Source organism: Marinobacter changyiensis (genome assembly GCF_009193265.1).
Lineage (GTDB): Bacteria > Pseudomonadota > Gammaproteobacteria > Pseudomonadales > Oleiphilaceae > Marinobacter > Marinobacter changyiensis.
This window is the reverse complement of the sequence record NZ_VZZZ01000006.1, coordinates 147,891-169,120: the sequence shown is the minus strand read 5'-3', so window position 1 is coordinate 169,120 and position 21,230 is coordinate 147,891. Positions and strand designations below refer to the sequence as shown.

Genomic DNA, 21,230 nt, shown 5'->3' with positions numbered 1-21,230 from the left:
CAATCATGGGGTTTGAAATGGAGCAGACGGATCAACTGATTCTGGATACCGCACAACGGCTTTTTGCTGATCATTGTGGTGCGGACGTAGTTAACGCGACGGAAAACGGCACAGAGCCGACCAGGCTCCTGAACGCCATTTTCGAGGCGGGACTGCCGCTGGCGTGGGTTCCGGAGGCTGCCGGAGGCGTAGGCGGATCCCTGGCGCTGGGTTTTAACCTGATACGCAAGGCGGCAGGCTTTGCCCTGGCGGCACCCTTGGCAGAGACTATGGTAGCTAACCGGGTGCTGGCGGAAAGCGGCCTTGAGATGGAAGCGTCCTGGACGGTGCTGGTGTTTGATGGTGGCCCCTTGCCAACATTAGCTGACGGCAAGATCACCGGTCTGGTCGAGAACGCACCCGTGTACCCAGGGGTTGCGCGCCTGGTGGTGCCGGTTTCCGATCAGGGGATCATCCGTATTGCAACGTTTGTCCCCGATACCCTAGAGATAGAACACCGCGAAAGCCTGGCCGGGGAATCCAGGGCGCGAATTCAACTGAACAAGGCGTCGCCGCTGGAGCTATCGCCCGTGGTGGATGGCATGAGCGAGCACGGGCTGATGCAGTTCTGCGCCCTGGTGCGAGCCTGCCAGATTGCCGGTGCGATGGAAAAAATGAACGAACTGACCGTTGCTTACGTGAAAGAGCGACAGCAGTTCGGCCGCGCACTGGGCAAGTTCCAGGCCATTCAGCACAAGGTCGCGGATAGTGCCGGTGAAAGCGCGCTGGCAAATGCAGCGGTTGAGCAGGCGGTGCGGGAGTTGTCGGAGCACCCCCGGCCATTCAGTGGTAGTGCCGACTCTTTGCTCTCCGTAGCCACTGCCAAGGTGGTGGCGTCGGAGGCGGCGGGTACGGTATCGCGACTGGCGCACCAGTGCCATGGCGCCATGGGTTTCAGTTATGAATACCCACTGCAACAATACAGCCGGCGGATCTGGAGCTGGCGTGAAGAATATGGCTCGGAATTCTACTGGTCGGAGCGCATCGGGCTGGCAGTGGCCGAAGAGTTAAAACACAGCGCGCCCGGGCAGAATGACGGTCGGGTCTGGGAGATTGTTTCCCGTTAGCAAACAAGGACAACAGATGAATTCATATGATGATGTTGCGGTGCAGTGGCACGAACACGTGGCGGTGGTGGAAATTCAACGCCCGCCACTCAACTTTTTTGATGTGACGTTGATCGAGCATATAGCCGACACATTCGAAGCGCTCGAGCAGGAAGACCAGTGCCGGGCTATTGTGCTGGCGGCCGCAGGCAAGGCGTTTTGTGCCGGCGCCGACTTTTCCTCCAATGGCAGTGATCTGTTCAAGCCGGATGCTGCCAACAATGCCATTAGCCTGTATAAGGCGGCGGTACGATTATACGCCTGCAAAAAGCCGATAGTTGGCGCCATTCACGGTGCCGCCATTGGCGGTGGTTTTGGCTTGTCACTGGTGCCAGATTTCCGGGTGGTGTGTCCGGAAGCCCGTTTTGCGGCCAATTTTGTGCAGCTTGGAATTCACCCCGGATTTGGCATCAGCCTGGTACTGCCCAAGTTGATTGGCCAACAGCGGGCCAGTCTGATGCTGTTAACCGGGCGCCGGATCAAAGGGGAAGAAGCCTATGAGTTTGGCCTGGCCGACAAACTGGTTCCGGCAGAGAAAGTGCGTGAAGAAGCCATCGCCCTGGCGGCTGAAATTGCCCAATGCGCACCGTTTGCGGTTGAATCCACTCGCGCCACACTCCGACAAGGACTGGTGGAGGAGCTGAAACAACGGCTGGATCACGAGTTTGCCGAGCAGGTATGGCTGGCGAAAACCGCTGATCATAAAGAAGGTATGGCAGCGGTTAGTGAGCGACGCCCCGGGCAGTTCAACCGCAGGTAATCATCACTTACGTATCATCCCGAAGAGCACTGCCGCACCCAAAGTTCTGTGACCCTGGGTGCGGGCATCGCTCGTTATGTCATGATCTGTTGTCGTGCAGCTTCATATTCTTCCCGTAATTGGGCCACGGCTGTCGCTACCGGTACCAGTTCTGTAACGCCTCCCACGCCCTGGCCAGCTCCCCAGATATCCTTCCAGGCCTTTGGTTTGCTGCCTCCGGCCGAGCCAAACTTCATTTTGCTCTTGTCTGACACCGGCAGGTCTTCCGGGTCCAGACCGACTTTTTCGATGCTGCCGCGCAGATAGTTGCCATGAACGCCGGTAAACAGGTTGGTGTAAATGATATCGGACGCTGACGACGCCAGAATCATGTCCTTATAGGCCTGGTCGGCATTGGCTTCCTCGGTGGCGATAAAGCGGGTACCCATGTAAGCCAGATCGGCTCCCATGGCCCTGGCAGCGAGCACATGGCTGCCTTTGGTGATGGCGCCGCCCAGGACAACCGGACCGTCAAAGAAGCTGCGTATTTCCGACAACAGCGCGAATGGACTAAGGGTGCCGGCATGGCCGCCGGCGCCCGCGGTCACCAGGATCAGGCCATCAACCCCCATGCTCAAAGCCTTCTTGGCATGGCGGATATTCGTTACATCGTGAAACACCAGCCCGCCATAGCTATGGGCGGCTTCCACGATCATCGGATTGGCCTGCAAACTGGTGATGATGATGGGCACTTTGTGCTCCACACACACCTGCATGTCATGTTCCAGCCGGTCGTTGGTCGAGTGGGCAATCTGATTGACTGCATAGGGCGCGACCCTGGCATCCGGATTCTCGGCCTTATAGGTCGCCAGCGCCTCTTCAATTTCTGTCAACCATTCATCCAGCTTTTCCGCCGGCCGGGCGTTGAGAGCGGGGAAGGATCCGATAACTCCCGCCTTACACTGTTCGATCACCATCTTCGGGTTGGAGATGATGAACATGGGCGAGCACAGCACCGGAAGCGTCAGTTGGTCTTTGAGGTTATCGGGAAGGCTCATGGCAGTTTGCTCCTGCTTGGTGATGAATAAGACTGGGCGTTACAGCACCAGATATAGGGTCACATACATAATCGCCAACACACTGGCGCTGAACCACCCGTTCCACTCGATTCCGAAGCGTAAGGGTGAAATTCCGGAGAAACCGGAAATAAAACGCAATGACGCAGTGAACGGCGAGGCCCCCGCGAAGATCGCCCAGGTGATGGCAATAACCGAGGCCTGAACTTGCGGCTGGATATTGAGATCGGGCAGCTGCTGCAAGACCCCCAGTATCAGTGTCACGGTGATAATCGCATTAACACCAATGAACGCAAACATCAGCATCACCAGAGAAATGGAAACCATCAGGGTGGCGTTGCTGATATTGGCCTGGGCCAGAAACTCGCTGGCTACGACCGGGTCAATAAGTGGAATCAATATCACTCCGATAAACCCGGAAGAGGCGAACAACACAACTTCATTGCGCTGGTCGGTGAAGGTTACGGGGAAGGATCGCCCCATGCGTCTGAGTAGCAGACCTCGTTTTATCCGGGTCGGCCTGCCCTTGTATTGTACCCAGATCCAGGTCAGCCCAATAATCGGAGCACACATGAGCAACGCCGAAAACAGCGCCAGGCCGGTGATCTGTGAAACCACGAAAGCCAGGCTCGGAATCAGCGCTACCAGCGCCACCAGCGGGAGAAGATAGACCAGGTTGCCGCCGTTGACCGTATGTACCTTGGGCCGTTTGTAGGCCAGACGATCCAACACCGAACCCCAGAAAAGGAATAGCAGCGTCCAGAGCAGCCCGAGCGGCGCATATTGCTCCCAGCTCAATTCTGGAATGCCGGATAACACCAACAACATCGTGACGGACGTAGGGGCCCACAACGGCACCCCGCAAAAACCACGGATGGTGGCCGTTAACATTCGCTTACGGCGGATACCGGCGATACGTTGTGATTCCGGATCGGCGCCTGGGCGAATAGCACGGCGTACCATGGTGCCCAATACATTCAGCGCGCCAATATTCAGCATCACACCGAACAGGTGGGAGCCGAAAGACATTAACAGATAGCGACGCCCGGGCGGCTGGTTAACCAGAACTGTCCCGCAGCGACGCACCAGTTGGGACGTTTTTGCAGACTCCCGAAGGACCGCCAGAGAGGTCAGAAACAGGGTAAAAAAAGCTGATCGATCCACCGCGTCTGCCAGTACTTGTACGGAAACTGCATCATTAAACCAGAGCAATAGGCCAAGAGCAGGGGCAAGAATGGCAAAAATGCGATAGGTCAGGCTGATACCCGGCCATTGCAGAATAGCGAACAGCGCCAAAGCGCCGCCGGCCAAGGGACTGAACAGAAGCCAGTCACTGAACTCCCGGGCAAGGGCGCAAAAACAGGCGGTCAGTAAACAGAGTGTCGAGACGGTGCGGGCCACTAAAAGGCCCTACTGGCTCTTGAAAATCACCGTGTCAGACAACGGCTCCCGGGTCGTGCGGGTGCGGTTGGCCGGCACATCGGGATCTTCATAACCAAAGCTGATGCCCAGCAATATTCCGGTCTCCTCATCCAGCCGGAAAGCTTCCCGGACCAGGTCCGGGTAGGCACGCATACTGCCCATGGCACAGGTGCTCACGCCATAGGCATTCATTGCCAGCATCAGGGTCTGGGCATAAATGCCGACATCCAGGGCGATAGTGGAGCTGAACTGGCGGTCCATGCCGAGGAACAGGATATGGGGGGCGTCGAAGAACTCGAAGTTGCGACGCACAGCCCGGAGGCGCCCAGCCTTGTCATCCCGGGCGATACCCATTTCGTTATACAGAGCAACGGCGCATTCAACCTGGCGCTTGCGGTATTCGCCTTCAAACTGAGAGACGTAACCGAAATCGGGAGTACCAGGAACTTTATCTTCCTGTCGCTGCAGGAACTGCTCGCGCAAACGGTTTTTCAGATCACCGGAAGCGACGTAGCAGGTCCAGGGTTGGGTGTTGCAGTTCGATGGCGCTGTCCTGGCCAGCTCAAAAATCGCCTGCAGGACATCATCACTAACCGGGTCGGGAAGAAAGCCTCGTACTGAGCGGCGTGTCGTTATGGCGTCGACCAGTGTCATTGTTGGCGTAGTCATGGATTTCCCGAAGTTATCAGATGCATGGTTAAGACTGACACGGTAACAAGTTTTAGGTCAGTGGAGAAAAGCATATTTTCTATAAAAGCCATGCCGTTTGTGTATGGCTTTATGAGGCCTTCTGGCAGGGGGGGTCAGATACGATCAGTTTTTACCCAACGGCTCTTTGGTTCTTCCTATCGGCCTGATGCTGGTGACATTACCGGTGTTGGCACCATTTGTAATCGCGTTTGATATTAACATCATCTGGTTCGGGTGCAGGTGGTCAAATTCATTGAAATTGGCCTGCTGACACCGCCGATAGGACTCAACCTCTTTGTGGTAAGCGCCGGAGTGGGTGATGCGGTGCTGTTCAGTACCATTGTCCGGGGGACTCTGTGGTTTCTGGCAGCCGAAGCCGTAGTCGTGGCGCTGTTGATGTTCTTCCCCCAGATCGCCCTGTTTCTGCCTTCGCTGATGTATTAGTGCCCCGGGATCGTGGGGCGCCCCAGCGGCGCCCGCCGAGATCTATGATTCTGACACCGCTCAATGCTCCAGTGTGCTTATTCGTGGCTACCCTCCAGTCCATGACCACGAGCCAGTTCTTCTGTATTCACCAGCGCCATTACCTCTTCGTCACTCATCGGGGTTTCGTCGAGCAGCTTCGCAAGCGCTTCCGTCGACTCTCTGCTGACCGACAAAGGATCGGGGGGCAAGAGCTTGTGGCGCACAACCAACCACGCCAGTGCCTGTCGCCGCTTATCTTCCGGTAACCGAGAAGCTTCCCATGCCATCAGAATGGCTGAGGTTATGTGATACAAGCCGCTGGCGATCCGCCTGGCGTCATGCTCACAGGCAGAGTCCTGAGCCAGCGCTTCCGCACTCCCCACCGCCTTGTCAAGCAATGCCTGCAGCAGTCGACTCTCATGAGTCTCAAGTTCTGACTCTTGCAGTCGCTGGTGTAAATACTCAGCAAGCACTGGTAATGTCTTCTCCCGCCGGATCGACCGAAACACATCCAGAGCAACAATATTGCTGGTGCCCTCCCATATTGAGCCAAGATGTGCATCGCGAAGTACTCGGGCGTCCGACCACTCTTCGATGTAGCCGCATCCACCGCGCACTTCCATTCCATCCCCGGCCACCTTGCGTGCATCTCGTGTGGTTCGGAACTTGATCATGGGTGTGAGAATGCGTAATAACCTGGCTGACTGGTCATCACCAGCATCGGCACGCCGCAGGCAATCAGCCGTATGGAGGACCATCGTGCGCCCCTGCTCGGCGGTGACCATCATTTTGCTGAGCTGACGTTGCATAAGTGGCAGCTGGATGAGTTGGCTACTGAAAGCATGACGATGGCGAGCAATGAAAAGCGCCTCGTTGACAGCCCGCCGCATTAACCCCGCAGAACGAACGCCGTTCGAGAGTCGAGACATATTGATCATGTCCGTCATCTGTTTGAATCCCTGCCCGGGCTCACCTACTACATAGGCTTCGGCACCTTCGAGAAAAATCTCACCACTGGCCATCGAGCGCGTACCTAGCTTGTCCTTCAAGCGCACTATGCGATAGTGGTTGAGTTCACCGCTCTCTAAATACCGTGGCAGAAGAAACAACGTAAGACCCCGTGTACCGCTCTCGCCTTGTTCGGGGCGCGCCAGCACCATCGCCAGAGCGGCATCAGGGTTTGAGCAGAACCACTTTTCTCCGTAGAGGCGCCACGTGCCGTCCACCAATTTGGCTTCAGTAGTAATTGCGCCAACATCAGAGCCAGCATCCTGCTCGGTCATGAACATGGCACCCTGATAAGCCTGGTCCATATTCTGAGAGGTCAGAGCTTCAATATAGCGACTAACCAGAGTCTCGTCACCGAACTTGCGAAGTGTGCGGGTAAGTGCGTCCGTCATACTGAGTGGGCAACAGAGACCAAATTCCGCCTGAACGAACAGGTAAGTTAATGCGTACTTAACCACCGGGGGCATGGGCTCCGGCCAGTCAAGCACCCCGCCACGATGCGACATTGCCGCCAGGCCAAACTGGCCATAAGCATAAGCTTCCAGGCGTAGATAGGCAGGGTGCTTGTGAATCTCCTGAATTTCGGCACCATTTCTGCTTCGCAGGACCAGTTCAGGTGGGTTCCTGTCAGCGGCAAGTGCCAGCGTTTCGAGCTCACCACCAGCCAGAGCTCCCATCTCGGTAAAGTGAGTTTCCAGGTGGCGACGTAACGTCGCTGGCAAGTAGATGTCCAGGAGTTGGGATAGAGTCGGGTCGTTATGGTAGCTGTTCTGCCCCCAGGCATCAGGGATATTGCGGTATATATTTTCTTCACTCATTGCAGCGTACCTCTCGGACTTACTATAGGTTTCATCGTCACATTAGGCGGGTATGGGGGCAGCCTCCAATACTGTTTTAGGATTCATTGATACAGTTTTCTATATGATTGAAGGCAGATAGGCAATAAGAGGGGGGTAAAGTTTATGGCGCTGACTATGTTGCTTGCCTACTCACCACCACTTGGCAGCCCGGCGCAGTTTGGCAATTACGGAGCTTGTCAATGAGCCAGTTATCCTGTTTGGTCGCGATCTTGCTCCGCACTACTACGATAGGATTATCAGTCTCTTTCATCACACAGATGTAGAACCAAAAATTTGTCATGAAGTATCCCATTGGCTGATGAACTTCCTGAAAGAACAACATCATGAGCGAAATTGGGCTTTGGACCCCGGCACCTTTTGGCCTCACAGTGAACGATCAACCTGAACTGGATAACAGCTCGACGCATAAAATACCCGTCGCCAACATTACTGGCCCAGACCCCATTTTTGAGAGTCAGGTTTTCAGGGAGTTAGATACAAGCTATATAAAAATAGTATTTCTTATATAAAATAGTTGTTTATTCGATTATAGAAAAGTCATTGACTGGCTGGGATGGCAGGTTTAGTTTGAACAAGCTATCGGTCCAGCCGGTGGCCGTTTGCTCGTCATGACAAGATAAAATTCTGTAGTGAGCTAGGCTCAAGTAGCTACTTACAACAACAATTATCCGGAGAGTCACTATGAGATCCCGAACAGCAAAATTATTCCGCCCTCTAGCCAGTTCCGTATGCGCCGCCGCAATGGTCCTGGGCGTCAGTGCGACAGCCGCTGCCGAAACTGAGCTGCCAGATACGATGACATGGTCTTCCTACGATGTCGGGTCCGCAGGTTACGCTGAAGCCTCGGCCATTGCCGACGCCTTCGGCAAGCAGTATGGCACCCGGGTCCGTATCCAGCCCTCCGGTTCCGCCATCGGGCGGCTGCAGCCTTTGCTCAGTGGTCGCTCGGACTACGCCTTCCTTGCCACAGAAACCTTCTTTGCTGCTGAAGGTATTCATGACTTTTCCACCCGTCGCTGGGGTCCCCAGGATCTCCGGGCCGTCGCTGGTCGTCCGTCCTCGTTTGGTATCTTCACCGCAGCAGACGCAGATATTGAATCCCTCGAAGATCTGAAAGGTGTCCGCTTTGCCTACGTTGCCGGTAATCCCTCCGTCAACGTGAAATGCGATGCCTTTCTGGCGTTTGCCGGCCTAAGCAGGGATGACGTGGAAGCCATCATGTTCCCAACCTATGCCAACACGATGAGCTCACTGGCCCGTGGCGAGGCAGACGCCTCCTGCACCACTACAACGCCGAGTCACGTCTATGAACTGGCCGAATCGCCCCGTGGCATCCGCTGGCTGGAAGTGCCGAAGGACAACGAGGAGGGTTGGAAACGGATCCGCGAAGTGGCGCCTTTCTTCCAGCCCTACACGGAAACCGTGGGTGCCGGCATCAGTGAAGATAATCCGGTTGACATTCTGGCCTACCGCTACCCGGTTCTGACTGTTCGTGCCGACATGGACGAGGAAGCGGTCTACAACTACATCAAGGCGCTGGATGAGACGTTCGACATGTACAAGGACGCCACGGCGGTTATGCATCGCTGGGACCTGAAGGAAGCTGGCACTCCGGCCATTGATGTGCCCTTCCACGCGGGCGCCATCCGTTACCTGGAAGAGAAGGGTATCTGGACCGAGGAACATCAGGCCTGGAACGATGCGCGTACCGAGCGCCTCAACGCGTTGCTGGAAGCCTGGCCGAAAGCGGTGGAAGAAGGTGAAGGTAAAAGCGACGACGAGTTCGCTGAGATCTGGGAAAAACACCGGACCGAAGCGCTCAGCTCGCTGTAACCGTTTCTCAATGGCTTGAAGAAAAAAGTGGTGCAGCTGATGCACCACTTTACTTCGTAATTTTTTGGGGTATGGCATGACTTCTTCTCCGGGCACCTCTGCCCAGACTTCACCACCAGTTCCGGGCGAAACCAGCGGCGGTCGTCTGCACGGCGCCGGCTATTGGGGTGTTCTTATATTAGGCAGTCTGGGTTTGTTGATGGCAATCAACCAGACATTCAATCTGGAGATTCTCGGGTTCAAACCGCTGGGAAACTCCTACCTGTACTATCTGATCGGTATTTTTCTCGCCGCGGCATTCCTGTGTTTTCCGGCCTGGTCCGGCGCCCGCCACAAGGTACCCTGGTATGACTGGGTTCTGGGTTTGATGGCACTGGTGCCTTGTGGGTATCTGGGGTTTTATGGGTTGATCATGATTCAGGAGGGCTGGGAGTTTGAGGCACCGTTGGCGGCAACCATATCTTCAGCGGTTCTGTTGGTAGTGATCCTTGAAGGTGTTCGCCGATGCGGCGGCTGGCCGTTACTGTTCGTTTCACTGTTCTTTGGCACCTACCCGCTGTATGCCGGGAGTATGCCGGGGTTCCTGTGGGGCAATGAATACACCTTAACGGAGATTATCCGCGCCCATGTTATTGGCGTGGAGAGTGTTATCGGCATTCCGATGCAGGTGGTGGCGCAACTGGTCATCGGGTTTGTGGTGTTTGGCGCTGCGCTGACCATCACCGGCGGCGGTGAGTTTTTCATGAAATTTGCCACCGCCCTGATGGGCCGGAGCCGAGGTGGCCCGGCCAAGGTGTCGGTATTGTCCAGCGGTATTCTGGGCAGCCTGTCCGGAAGTGTTATTTCCAACATTCTCACCACTGGCCCGATCACCATTCCTACCATGAAGAAGTCGGGTTACCCGGCTCATTACGCTGCAGCGGTCGAGGCGTGCGCTTCCACCGGTGGTACCTTGATGCCCCCGGTTATGGGTGCGGTGGCATTTATCATGGCGTCGTTCCTGGGGGTGGCTTACGCCGAGATTATGATTGCGGCCTTCCTTCCCGCGCTGTTGTTTTACCTGGCGTTACTTTTCCAGGTCGATAACTACGCCGCAAAACAAGGCCTGAAGGGATTGCCGGACGACGAGATTCCGGGCCTTATAGAAACCCTGAAAGACGGCTGGCCCTACCTGTTTGCCCTCATCATGCTGATCTACATGCTGCTGGTCATGCGGCTTGAGGCCTATGCACCCTATTACGCCTCGCTGGTGCTGCTGGGGGTTTCGCTATTCAAGAAAAAATACCGCATGGATGTTTCCCGGGCCAAGCTGTTCATCCGGGATCTGACCACCAACGTGGCCAACCTGGTGGCGATTCTCGCGGGTATCGGGCTGGTGGTCGGCGGGCTTTCCTACACCGGTGTGGCGGGGGCGTTTTCCCGTGAACTGCTGTTGTATGCCGGTGGCAGTATCCCTCTGATGCTGGCGGCGGGCGCGGTAACCAGCTTCATCCTCGGTATGGGGATGACGGTCAGTGCCTGCTATATCTTCCTGTCCATCCTGCTGGCTCCGGCACTGGTTAATGCCGGGTTGAATCCGCTGGCGAGTCATCTGTTTATTCTGTATTGGGGCATGTTGTCCTACATTACTCCGCCGGTTTCTCTGGCCGCGATAACAGCCGCCGGTGTTGCCGGCGCAAATGCCACGAAGACCGGTCTGTATTCCATGCGTCTGGGAGGCATTCTCTTTGTGCTGCCGTTCCTGTTCGTAGTGAATCCGTCCCTGATCATGCAGGGCGATATAACGCGGATCCTGATATCGACAGTAACTGCCATCACCGCGATCTGGCTGATTGCCTCAGCGATGGAAGGTTATCTCTACCGGGTAGGCATTATTGCCTGGCCCTTGAGAGTGATGGCGTTGATCGCCGGTGGTCTGATGATCTATCCGGATCTGGTCACCGAGCTCGCGGGGTTGGGCGTTATTGTGGTGATGTATGCCGCAAAGGGGCTGCTGAACCGCAATGCCACGCCGGTGCTCCATCGCTAAACCCGGTTTCTTACAAGAGGTGATTTGCCGTGATTGATAAACGGGTTGCATCGTTCAAGGAGGCCGTGGCTGATATTCCCGATGGCGCTAGTGTCATGATTGGGGGCTTTGGCAGTTCTGGCATACCGCTAAAACTGATCGAATCGCTGCGCCAGCATGGAGCAAAGGGACTCACCATTATCTCCAACAACGCCGGTGTGGCAGAGGAGGGTATCGCCTCCCTGTTGAGAGACGGACTGGTGAGCAAGATTGTCTGCTCGTTTCCCCGTTCAGCGGGTTCCAAATGGTTCGAGAAACGCTTTGAAGAGGGCTCTATAGAGCTCGAACTGGTGCCCCAGGGCACTCTGAGTGAGCGCATCCGCATTGCCGGAGCCGGAATCGGGGGTTTCCTCACCCCAACCGGCTATGGCACCAGGCTGGCGGAAGGCAAGGAAACCAAAATCATCGATGGCAAGGGCTATGTCCTGGAGCTGCCTTTGCCTGCGGATTTCGCCCTCGTACGGGCAGAGTGCGGAGACCCCTGGGGCAACCTGATTTACAACACCGCCGGGCGGAATTTTAACCCGATGATGGCGAGTGCGGCCCGTGTAACCATCGTTGAGGTGAACTCCATCGTGGAAGTCGGGGGTCTCAATCCCGAGCATGTGGTGACCCCGGGTATTTTCGTCGATCGGTTGGTAGCCGAGGAGGTGCACCATGCTCAGGCTTAGTCCCGAACAAATGGCGGAACGGGTGGCCCAGGATATACCTGACGGTGCCTACGTAAACCTTGGTATCGGCATGCCCACCAAGGTTTCAAACTACGTGTCCGGTGACAAACAGGTTATCTATCACAGCGAGAACGGCATCCTCGCTGTCGGCCCGGCGCCGGCACCGGGGGAAGAAAATCCCAACCTGATCAACGCGGGCAAGCAATATGTAACCCTGCTTCCGGGTGGCTGCTATTTTGATAACGCGGAATCTTTCGCCATCATGCGCGGAGGGCATCTGGACATCGCCGTACTGGGTGCCTTCCAGGTGTCGGCCCGAGGTGATCTGGCAAACTGGGCGACCAATAACGACAAGTATCCGCCGGCTGTAGGCGGTGCCATGGATCTTGCCGTGGGTGCCCGCAAACTCTTCGTGGTGATGCGGCACACCACCCGGGATGAGGAACCCAAAATTCTCGAGGAGTGTACCTATCCTTTGACCGGAACCGGTGTAGTGCGGCGGATCTTCACCGACCTTGCAGTGATTGATGTGACGCCGGACGGACTCCGGGTGGTGGAGTTATTTGGCGAGAATACCTTTGAGGAAGTACAGGCTTTGACCGGTGCCCGGTTATTGCCGCCTGCCTGAGGGCAGGGATCGGATTAGTCAGAAGATCAACCAGATGGCTCAAGGCGATACGGAATGTCGGTAGTATGAAGTCTTTGTTGCATCCCGACAGCCTGCTACTGCCCCGGTCCATCCTGGCGTATCTTGCTCTGGCGGCCGGGGTCGCCACGTTTGTGCCGGGTCATACGATGGCCGCCACCGTGTTTGCCTGTCTGGCCATTGTGTTGGGCTGGGGTAACCTGCGCCTGGTGGGCAAAGTGATATTTTCACTGATCATACTGCTGACACTGGCGGCGTTGTTTCTCGAGCCTTCCGCCCTGCCCAGAGCAGCGGCTAACATGGCCCGCATTGGCGCTTTGATTATCACCGTCATGCTGTTATCCGCCGTGATGGGTCAATCCAATGATCTCAAAATCATTGCCCGCAGCCTGTTTGCGGGCAAGTCCCTGGTTCGCTATCTGGGTATGACTGTGGGCACCGCCTTGCTGTCGATCCCCCTGAATTTCGGGGCAGTGGGCGTGGTCGCCACCATGATCGGTGTTCAGATCAAGGAGCAAGGCGACAGCGCGCTGGGACGCAATGCCGCCCGGGCGGTGGTGCGCGGCTTCGGTGCCTCGCCCATGGCCTCACCCCTGTCGATCGCCATAGTGATGACGGTAACTTTCCTGCCGGGCCTGTCGAGCTGGAAGCTGATTGCCGTGGGCTTGCCAGTGGCAATTGTGTTTTTGCTGGCGGGTGCTTTTGCGAGGGAGCAGGAGCCTCCCCGTGCTGAAGCGACCGTGCTGCCGGACGATCATCAATCCGCGCTTTTCCCCTGGCTCCGTTTTGTCGCCATTATTGCGCTGATTTGCCTTGGCGCCTTTACCCTGAACGCCCGGGCCGGACTGGTTTACTCCCAGGCGGTCACCCTCAGTTGCCTGTCAGCGGTCATTATCGGTCTGGCTTATCGTCGCTTGGTGGACGGCGTTGTTGCCTTGCCATCACTGGCGCCGATGAATAATGAGCTGGTCATCATGGGCGGGTCTTCCTTTCTGGGCGGCATCATCGGAACTTTCGCATTGACCTGGTTGGGGATGGATTTCAGCTTGCCGGTGTGGGGCTATCCGCTGGTGGCAATTGCAGTGCCATGGTTGTTTTTCGCCGGTGGCGCGGTGGGCGTGAATCCGATTATTTCCGGAACGCTTGCGGGCAGTATCCTCGGGCCGATCTGGCCTGATTACGGTTTGTTGGGGCTCGGTCTCGGTATCACTACCGGCTGGGGCATTACCATTGCGGGCACGCCCTATTCCGCCAACTCGCTGCTACTGGAACGCTGCACCGGCTACAACCCCCACCGGGCCGCCTGGGAATGGAACCTGAGGTACTCGTTGGCCGCTCTGACTTTTTGCAGTCTGCTTTGCGCCCTGCTTACCCTGCCGTTCTGATCCGGGCCGGCAGGGCGTACCCATTAGCTTAACTGTGCCCGGCGATCCTATGCGGAACATAAGCGCTTTCAAGGGCCGATTTTTCCTCATCCGAAAGCGTCAGTTCCAATGCAGCAATAGCCTCTTCTATATGTCCGGGTTTGCTTGCACCAATGATAGGTGCGGTGACCGCAGGATTGGATATCACCCAGGCCAGGGCTACCTGAGCCATACTCGTGCCCCGATCCTTGGCAACCTTGCGGAGGGCGTCGAGTACCGGTTGGTCAAGGTCACTGCCAAGGCGCCATTTGCGGGTGTTCTCATCGGTTTTTGCCCGGGTACTCTCACCTCCTTCACCCTGCACTGTCTTGCCAGCGAGGATGCCCCTCGCCAGCGGGCTCCAGGGAATAACCCCCACTCCTTGATCCGTGCACAGGGGGAACATTTCGCGTTCTTCTTCCCGGTATACAAGGTTGTACATCGGCTGCATGGTGGCGAAGCGGGTCCAGCCGTGCATTTGTGCCGTGTGCTGGGCTTTGGAAAACTGCCAGGCGTACATGGAAGAGGCGCCGATATAGCGGGCTTTGCCGGCCTTCACCACATCGTGCAGGGCTTCCATGGTTTCCTCGATGGGGGTGTGGTAATCCCAGCGGTGGATCTGGTAAAGGTCAACGTGATCGGTACCCAGACGCTGCAGTGAGCTGTCGATGGCTGCCATGATGTGCTTTCTCGACAGGCCCCGGTTGTTGGGGCCATCCCCCATGGGGTTGAACACTTTAGTGGCAATCACCACGTCCTCGCGTAAGGCATAATCCAGCAATGCCTTGCCCACAACACGTTCCGACTCTCCGAGCGAGTACATGTCTGCAGTGTCGAAAAAATTGATGCCGGCATCCAGTGCCTGCTTCAGGAATGGCCGGCTGACCTGTTCGTCCAGTACCCACTCCCGCCACTTCGGCGAGCCGTAGGTCATGGTGCCGAGACACAGGGCGGAGACGTTCATGCCGGTGGTTCCAAGGCGGTGGTAGTTCATGGTTCTGCTCCTTTTATTCGTGGCTCAGACAAGAGTAAACGAAATGGCCATTGCCGGGGCCAGGTCCATATTCACATTGCCTTAACGGGGTCTTAATAAATGGCGAATTGTGCGTTGCTGAATCGGTGCTAGGTTTGAATGAGACAATAACAATACCGAGGATAGCTTATGTTACGTAAGACACTTTCTGCCATCGCTTTTGCCATAGGGCTCGCTTCTGCCGCTTCTGTTCAAGCGGATGACATCGAAATTGGTGCGGTCTTTCCGCTCAGTGGGCCTAACGCCACTTACGGCGACATCTTCATGTCTGGCGCAGAGTTGGCGGCCCGGCATATTAACGAAGACGGAATGCTGTCAGGGGATCTGAAAATTCTCTACGAAGACAGTCAGGCTTTGCCCCAGCAAGGGGTTGTCGCGATGAACAAGCTGGTCAATGTTGAGGGCGTCCCCTACGTGCTCTCGGCGTTCACCGGCGTTTCCAAGGCAATTTCGACGCTGGCTCAGCGCAGCCAGACGGTGGCGGTAAACGGTGGTGGTGTTGGCCCTGATCTGGCGGAACTGGGCGAATATTTCTGGAACGTTATTCCGTTGGCGAACAATGAAGTGGGGGCCTTGGCCAAATATGCTGTGGAAGACCTGGGCCATAAACGGTTTACGCTGGTGTACGTGGATGATCCCCTTGGAGAGTCGATTCTGAACGAGTTGGAGAAAACGTTGCCCCCACTGGGCGCCGAGCTTGTGGAGTCTCACTCCGTTGCTGCGTCAGCCCAGCAGTTTAGCGGGGTGGCTGCCCGGGTGCGTAGCGACAATCCGGATGTGGTCTATGTGGCTTCCTACGGCTCTCAGCAATTGCAGATTGTCAAACAGTTGCGGGATAACGGTGTAAAGGCGCAGATCGCCAGTTACTCGGCATTCTCGGTTCCCGAGCTGCAGGTGCAGGACGAAGCCCAGGGCGCATTGTTTACGACCCAGAGTATTGAGTGGGACTCGGAAGACCCGGTCACCAAGCGTTTTGTGGACGATTACAAGGCCGAGCATGACAAGAACCCGACCTCTTATATTGCCAACTACTACAATGCTGTGAGGGTGTTTGCACTTCTCGCCCAGGCTCTGGAAGCGCAGGACAAAGAGCTTACCGGTGCCAACCTGCTGGCCCAGCGTAAGGCCACAGACACGTTCGATCTGGTCGGTGGCGAGGTTTCGTTCCAGGAGAATGGCACCTTGTTGGCCCCGATCCAGGTGCTCGAGGTGGACGGCTCAGGGAGCGGCAAAGTGGTCTCTGTCAAAGCTTCGGATTAAGGGGCTGTCATGCTGTTCCTGCAACTCCTGGCCAACGGTTTGCAGGTGGGGGCGATTTACGCCCTCACGGCAGCCGGCTTTTCGCTGATCTTTGGCTCTACCAAGATATTCCATTTTGCCCATGGTGCTACGTTCGCCATTGCCGCTTATCTGTTCCACTTTGCACTGGCCGGACTGGGTTTGCACTGGACCTTTGCGGTCGCGGTGTCGGCCACCAGTGCGGTGGTGTTCGGTGTGTTGCTGGACCGTTTCATGTACGCGCCGATCCAGCGTCACGAAGGCTCATTCTTCACTGTATTCGTAGCGTCCTTTGGTATCGGTATTGTGGTGCAAAACCTGTTGGGCAGTGTGTTCGGCCGGGGCTTCATGTCTGTGGCCACACCCTTGAGCAACTCGGTGGAGGTGATGCCAGGGCTCTACCTGTCGCCCCTGAACGGGCTCGCTATCGTGAGTGCCATTATATGCTTCGTGGCGCTGCATTTTTTCCTGACTCATACCTTTGTCGGCAAGGGACTACGGGCCCTGAGTGAAAACCCGGAACTGGTGCGCACCTTCGGGCTCAGCCCCCGGCGACTCTCCACCTACGCATTCGCCCTCGGGTCACTGCTGGTGGTGCCTGGCGCCATTTTTACGGCTGCGGGTACCGGTATCAATCCGGCTGTAGGCCACCACGTTATGCTGATCAGTCTGGCCGCCACCATTGTCGGCGGCATTGGCAGCCTCCGAGGCGCAGCCTGTGCCGGTCTGCTGATCGGTGTGGCAGAGAATCTGGCGATGTGGAAGCTGGGCACTCAGTGGAGCGAAGCTATTACCTTCGCGATCCTGTTCTTCTTTATCATCTTCAAACCGTCCGGGTTCTTTGGGCGGGCGACGGTCTCGTGAGGCGCTGACATGACAGCTTATATACTGAACTTGCTGGTTCTGATCTCGGTTTACGCGATCCTCTCGACCACCCTGAATTTCATCATCGGCTACGCCGGTATCTTCTCGCTGGCCCACGCGGTGTTCTTCGGGATTGGTGGCTATACTGCCGCGTTGGTGGCAATGCATGTGACCCCGGAGTTTTTTGTGGCGGTGCCCGTTGCCATGGCGGCTGCCGCAGTAACCTCCCTGCTGCTGGCGCTACCGGCGCTGCGGGTGCGAGGGGAATATTTCGTGGCGGCTTCTCTCGGGCTGCAGGTGCTGGCAGTAACCCTGTTTTCGGAGTGGAAGAGCTTTACCGGAGGTATTGGTGGCGTAATTGGTATTCCCGCTGTCGAGCTGTTCGGTTATCCGGTTTATAAGCCCTGGCAGTTCCTGCTGATGTCGCTGATTTGCCTGACGATCATTATTGTCATCATCCGGACTCTGGTGCACACCAGCTTTGGCCGCAGTCTCAAAGCGATCCGGGACAGTGAATCGGCCGCGTTGGCGTCCGGCAAGAACATCACGGTGATCAAGACGCTCTCGGTGGTGCTGTCTTCGGCGCTGGCTGCGGTCGCCGGTGCGCTCTATGCCTTTTACATGAGCTTTATCAATGTCCAGAGCTTCATGCTCGACACCTCGGTACTGGTGATGGCGATGGTCATTATCGGAGGCACCGCCACTGTATCAGGCCCGCTGTTGGGTGCCGCCTTATTGATGCTTCTGCCCAGCGCCCTGACGTATTTGTCATTCCTTCCCCAGACCGAAATCGGTTCCATTCAGCAGATCGTGTACGGGATGGCCATGGTGTTGCTGATGATTTTCCGCCCTGGCGGCATCGTGAGTTCTCACCCGGGAGGTAGCAAATGAGCGAGCAGTTAATGACAGCTCAGGAGACCGAAAAGCCAGCTTCCGGTTCGGGTTTTACCGGGTCCACCGATGCCCAGGATGTATTGTTGGAGATCCGCAACCTGAGCAAGAACTTCGGGGGTCTGCAGGCAATCAACGATGTTTCCCTGAATCTCAGGGCGGGCATCATAACCACCCTGGTCGGCCCGAACGGGGCCGGTAAAACCACCCTGTTCAATATGATTACCGGCCATATTCCGCCCTCCGAAGGCGACGTGCGCTGGCAGGGCGAGTCGGTTATTGGCAAGGCGCCCTGGAAGATTGCCAGGGCAGGGATTGCCCGGACCTTCCAGGATCTGCGGCTGTTTACCCATATGACGGTGGAAGAAAATGTCCTGACCATGATGGAGTCCGGCTCCTGGCTCTGGCAGCCTGGCGGGAAATCCCGTAAGGCCAAGCGACTCGACAAAGTGAGTCAGATTCTCGAAAAAACCGGGCTGACCGACAAGCGCCATACCCGTGCCCTAGATCTGGCCTATGCGGAGCGCAAGTTTCTGAGTCTCGCCCGGATCATGGCGACGGACTCCCGCCTGTGGTTGCTGGACGAACCGGCATCGGGGCTTGATCCCAACTCCTATAACCTGTTCCTGCAGTTGCTCCGGGAAGAAGTCAAAGAGGGCATTACCGTCTGCATCATTGAACACAACCTGGACATTGTGGTGAATATTTCGGACCGCATTGCGTTCCTCGATCAGGGCAAACTGCTGGCGGATGGCGAGCCGCAAACCATCCTGAATGACCCGGCCCTGGCCGCCATTTACTTTGGGGAGAGGTGACCATGACAGACAAAATTCTCCAGGTTGAGAATCTGGTGGTCGGTTATGGCGGCCGGCCTGTGCTGACGGACATCAACGTTCACGTTAACAACAATGAGGTGTTGTGCCTGATCGGCCACAACGGTGCCGGTAAATCCACCTTGCTGAAATCCATTTTTGGTCTGGTGCCCCACGAGAGTGGCCGCATTCTGTTCAATGGTAAGGCAGCAGTCAGCGAGCCCCGGGCCATGACCATGGCGGGTATGTCGATGGTGCCGGAAGGCCGTGGTGTTTTCCCCGGCATGACTGTGGAGGAAACCATGAGTCTGGGTATGTGGGCGGCTGGTGTTCCGGAGAAGGAGCGGGCGGACAGAATCGATTGGGTGATGTCCATCTTGCCGATGATGAAAAAGTTCTACCAGACCCGGGCTGGTAACCTGTCGGGGGGCCAACAACAGATGGTCTCCATTGGCCGGGCGCTGCTCAGCCGCCCACGCTGCCTGCTGATGGATGAGCCATCCATCGGTCTGGCGCCTAAATTGTTTCAGGATCTCTGTGGCCCAATCAGGGAACTGCAGCAAAACACCGGGATGTCGATCCTCCTGGTGGAGCAGAACGTCAAGGAGGCCCTGAAAATCTCGGACCGGGTCGTGGTGATGAAATCCGGCCAGATGACCTGGGAAGGTCAGCCATCGGAGCTGAGTGATAACAAGAAACTGATGGAGCTTTACTGATGTCGAAGAAGCTGACTCTGACCGCCTTGGTGACAAGGCATGTGGAGCGGGCTCCGGCTTCCTGTGCCCTGTTAGTGGGTGATCGTCGTATCAGCTTTGCCGAGCTGGATCAGATGGGTCGCGCGGCGGCTGAATGGCTGCAAGAGCAGGGGATTGGCCACGGCGATCGGGTAGCGGTATGGCTGGTCAACCGGCCGGAGTGGCTGGCGCTGATGCTGGGTTTATCCCGCCTCGGGGCGGTACTGGTGGCGGTGAACACCCGTTACCGAACGGCGGAGCTACAACATATTCTGGCAGCTTCCGGCGCCCGTATGCTGATCATGCAGCCCCGTTTCCGGACTATCGACTTTCAGGCCTTGCTGGAAGATCTTGAGCCGGGCACCGTGCCGGATCTCGAGACCATTGCAGTTCTTGACCAGGTAGCAGCGATGCCACTATTGGCCGGGTGTTCATCGCTGCCGTTCCCGGATCTCGTAGCTCTCGATGCCCCTGATGCCCCCGATGTAGCTGACAATTCCAGCGAAAACGATCTGGCGATGCTGTTCACTACCTCAGGCACCACCAAACTGCCAAAACTGGTGATGCACACCCACCGCTCACTTGTCAGCCACGCAGATCGCGTGGCCCGGGCGTTCCGGTTCGAGCAGCCTGGAGCTGGTCTGCTGGCACCGTTACCATTCTGCGGAACCTTTGGGCTGGTGCCAGTGACGACCGCACTGGCGGCGGGCGTGCCCATCGCAATAATGGAGACCTTTGACGGGTGCCCTGCGGTAGAGTTGATCCTGAAGCACAGGCTGACCCACCTGTTTGGCAGTGATGAGATGTATAGGCGAATCCTGGAGGCGATGCCTGAAGAGTTCAGGTTCGATAGTCTCAGGGTGTGTGGTTTTGCGGCGTTCCAGACCGGTGCCGAGGAGCTCGCCAGGCAGGCAGATGCCCGGGGCATACCACTGGCAGGCGTTTACGGCTCCAGTGAGGTGCAGGCCCTTTTTTCGATCCAGTCCGTGCAGGGCGAGGTACGGGAACGCTGCAAGGGCGGCGGTTTTCCCGCTGACCCGGAAGCACAGGTGAGAGTTCGTCATACCGAGTCCGGAGCATTGCTGGAGCCGGAGCAGAGCGGTGTTCTGGAAATTCGCGCAGAGGGTAACTTTTCCGGTTATTTTAATAACCCGGAGGCGACCGCTGAGGCGGTCGATAACGACGGATTCTTCTCCACCGGAGACATCGGATACCTGCGTCGGGACGGCTCGTTCGTCTATCAGACCCGTGCCGGTGATGCGATACGTCTCGGCGGCTTTCTGGTCAACCCGGCAGAGATTGAAGATGTGCTGAGGGACTGCCCGGGTATCGCCGAAGCCCAGGTCATAGGTGCCGATGTGGATGGCAAGCCTGCCTGCGTGGCCTTTGTCATTGCGCAACCGGATACCGATATTGATGCCGAGGGCATACGTGCCTGGCTCAAGAACACCATTGCGCCGTTCAAGGTGCCAGCACGAGTCTGGTTCCTGGATGCATTTCCCGTTACTGAAAGCGCAAATGGCACCAAGATACAGCGCGCAAAGCTGAGGACGATGGCGGCCGAGCGCGACTCAAACACAACCCCTTGAGGT

At 56.8% G+C, this 21,230-nt stretch carries 20 protein-coding genes; 15 read left to right on the top strand and 5 right to left on the bottom strand.

Translation table 11 applies throughout. The annotated features are described in order from the left end of the window. Positions 1-17 precede the first annotated feature (17 nt). Positions 18-1,106 carry an acyl-CoA dehydrogenase family protein gene (locus F6Y09_RS16575; protein ID WP_179959447.1) on the top strand — a complete coding sequence of 363 codons (1,089 nt, stop codon included), beginning with the start codon at positions 18-20 and terminating at the stop codon, positions 1,104-1,106. A gap of 16 nt (positions 1,107-1,122) precedes the next feature. After that, positions 1,123-1,905 (top strand): enoyl-CoA hydratase/isomerase family protein, encoded by a 783-nt coding sequence (locus F6Y09_RS16570; RefSeq protein WP_152208058.1) that lies wholly within the window; start codon positions 1,123-1,125, stop codon positions 1,903-1,905. A 74-nt stretch (positions 1,906-1,979) separates the two neighbouring features. Here the strand turns inward: F6Y09_RS16570 and F6Y09_RS16565 are convergent, their stop codons facing one another. The 3 genes from F6Y09_RS16565 to F6Y09_RS16555 are packed head-to-tail and all read right to left on the bottom strand — an operon-like array spanning position 1,980 to position 5,051. Beyond that, positions 1,980-2,942, bottom strand: a complete 963-nt coding sequence (locus F6Y09_RS16565) for an NAD(P)H-dependent flavin oxidoreductase (RefSeq protein WP_152208057.1) — start codon at positions 2,940-2,942, stop codon at positions 1,980-1,982. 39 nt (positions 2,943-2,981) lie between these two features. Then, on the bottom strand, positions 2,982-4,361 hold the full coding sequence (locus F6Y09_RS16560) for a hypothetical protein (protein WP_152208056.1): 1,380 nt from the start codon (positions 4,359-4,361) through the stop codon (positions 2,982-2,984). Between the two features lie 9 nt (positions 4,362-4,370). Further along, the gene (locus F6Y09_RS16555) at positions 4,371-5,051 is read right to left on the bottom strand and encodes a nitroreductase (RefSeq protein WP_152208055.1); all 681 of its coding nucleotides are present in this window, start codon (positions 5,049-5,051) and stop codon (positions 4,371-4,373) included. Positions 5,052-5,312: 261 nt separating this feature from the next. Between F6Y09_RS16555 and F6Y09_RS16550 the strand changes: the two genes are divergently transcribed. Next, complete coding sequence (locus F6Y09_RS16550) at positions 5,313-5,516, top strand: TRAP transporter large permease subunit (protein WP_218944189.1); 204 nt, start codon at positions 5,313-5,315, stop codon at positions 5,514-5,516. A 77-nt stretch (positions 5,517-5,593) separates the two neighbouring features. On the opposite strand, the gene F6Y09_RS16545 is transcribed toward F6Y09_RS16550, so the two are convergent. Further along, complete coding sequence (locus F6Y09_RS16545; protein WP_152208054.1) at positions 5,594-7,363, bottom strand: acyl-CoA dehydrogenase family protein; 1,770 nt, start codon at positions 7,361-7,363, stop codon at positions 5,594-5,596. A 163-nt stretch (positions 7,364-7,526) separates the two neighbouring features. Here F6Y09_RS16545 and F6Y09_RS20885 point away from each other — a divergent pair, with 163 nt between their 5' ends. From F6Y09_RS20885 to F6Y09_RS16515, 6 genes are all read left to right on the top strand, one after another. Then, positions 7,527-7,790, top strand: coding sequence for a type 2 periplasmic-binding domain-containing protein (locus F6Y09_RS20885; protein WP_152208053.1), 264 nt, complete (start codon positions 7,527-7,529; stop codon positions 7,788-7,790). Positions 7,791-8,086: 296 nt separating this feature from the next. After that, positions 8,087-9,238, top strand: coding sequence for a TAXI family TRAP transporter solute-binding subunit (locus tag F6Y09_RS16535; RefSeq protein ID WP_152208052.1), 1,152 nt, complete (start codon positions 8,087-8,089; stop codon positions 9,236-9,238). Between the two features lie 76 nt (positions 9,239-9,314). Next, positions 9,315-11,267: a TRAP transporter permease gene (locus tag F6Y09_RS16530; protein ID WP_152208051.1), complete on the top strand. Its 1,953-nt coding sequence runs from the start codon at positions 9,315-9,317 to the stop codon at positions 11,265-11,267. A 29-nt stretch (positions 11,268-11,296) separates the two neighbouring features. Further along, positions 11,297-11,977, top strand: coding sequence for a 3-oxoacid CoA-transferase subunit A (locus tag F6Y09_RS16525; protein WP_152208050.1), 681 nt, complete (start codon positions 11,297-11,299; stop codon positions 11,975-11,977). Beyond that, on the top strand, positions 11,964-12,605 hold the full coding sequence (locus F6Y09_RS16520; RefSeq protein ID WP_152208049.1) for a 3-oxoacid CoA-transferase subunit B: 642 nt from the start codon (positions 11,964-11,966) through the stop codon (positions 12,603-12,605). The genes F6Y09_RS16525 and F6Y09_RS16520 overlap by 14 nt, the downstream gene beginning before the upstream one ends. A 65-nt stretch (positions 12,606-12,670) precedes the next feature. Further along, entirely contained in the window at positions 12,671-14,008 is a 1,338-nt protein-coding gene (locus F6Y09_RS16515; protein WP_152208048.1) for a hypothetical protein, read from the top strand. A gap of 28 nt (positions 14,009-14,036) precedes the next feature. Here F6Y09_RS16515 and F6Y09_RS16510 read toward each other — a convergent pair whose 3' ends face one another. After that, the gene (locus F6Y09_RS16510) at positions 14,037-15,020 is read right to left on the bottom strand and encodes an aldo/keto reductase (protein ID WP_152208047.1); all 984 of its coding nucleotides are present in this window, start codon (positions 15,018-15,020) and stop codon (positions 14,037-14,039) included. 168 nt (positions 15,021-15,188) lie between these two features. Between F6Y09_RS16510 and F6Y09_RS16505 the strand changes: the two genes are divergently transcribed. The 6 genes from F6Y09_RS16505 to F6Y09_RS16480 are packed head-to-tail and all read left to right on the top strand — an operon-like array spanning position 15,189 to position 21,227. Further along, on the top strand, positions 15,189-16,319 hold the full coding sequence (locus F6Y09_RS16505; RefSeq protein ID WP_152208046.1) for an ABC transporter substrate-binding protein: 1,131 nt from the start codon (positions 15,189-15,191) through the stop codon (positions 16,317-16,319). 9 nt (positions 16,320-16,328) lie between these two features. Next, a complete protein-coding gene (locus F6Y09_RS16500) occupies positions 16,329-17,201 on the top strand; it encodes a branched-chain amino acid ABC transporter permease (protein WP_152208045.1) in 873 nt (290 codons plus the stop codon). Between the two features lie 9 nt (positions 17,202-17,210). Next, positions 17,211-18,092: a branched-chain amino acid ABC transporter permease gene (locus F6Y09_RS16495; RefSeq protein ID WP_152208044.1), complete on the top strand. Its 882-nt coding sequence runs from the start codon at positions 17,211-17,213 to the stop codon at positions 18,090-18,092. Continuing rightward, positions 18,089-18,907 (top strand): ABC transporter ATP-binding protein, encoded by an 819-nt coding sequence (locus F6Y09_RS16490; RefSeq protein ID WP_218944188.1) that lies wholly within the window; start codon positions 18,089-18,091, stop codon positions 18,905-18,907. The genes F6Y09_RS16495 and F6Y09_RS16490 overlap by 4 nt, the downstream gene beginning before the upstream one ends. Positions 18,908-18,909: 2 nt before the next feature. Beyond that, entirely contained in the window at positions 18,910-19,620 is a 711-nt protein-coding gene (locus F6Y09_RS16485) for an ABC transporter ATP-binding protein (protein WP_152208043.1), read from the top strand. Then, positions 19,620-21,227 carry an AMP-binding protein gene (locus tag F6Y09_RS16480; RefSeq protein ID WP_152208042.1) on the top strand — a complete coding sequence of 536 codons (1,608 nt, stop codon included), beginning with the start codon at positions 19,620-19,622 and terminating at the stop codon, positions 21,225-21,227. Before F6Y09_RS16485 ends, F6Y09_RS16480 begins: the two co-directional genes overlap by 1 nt. Positions 21,228-21,230 lie beyond the last annotated feature (3 nt).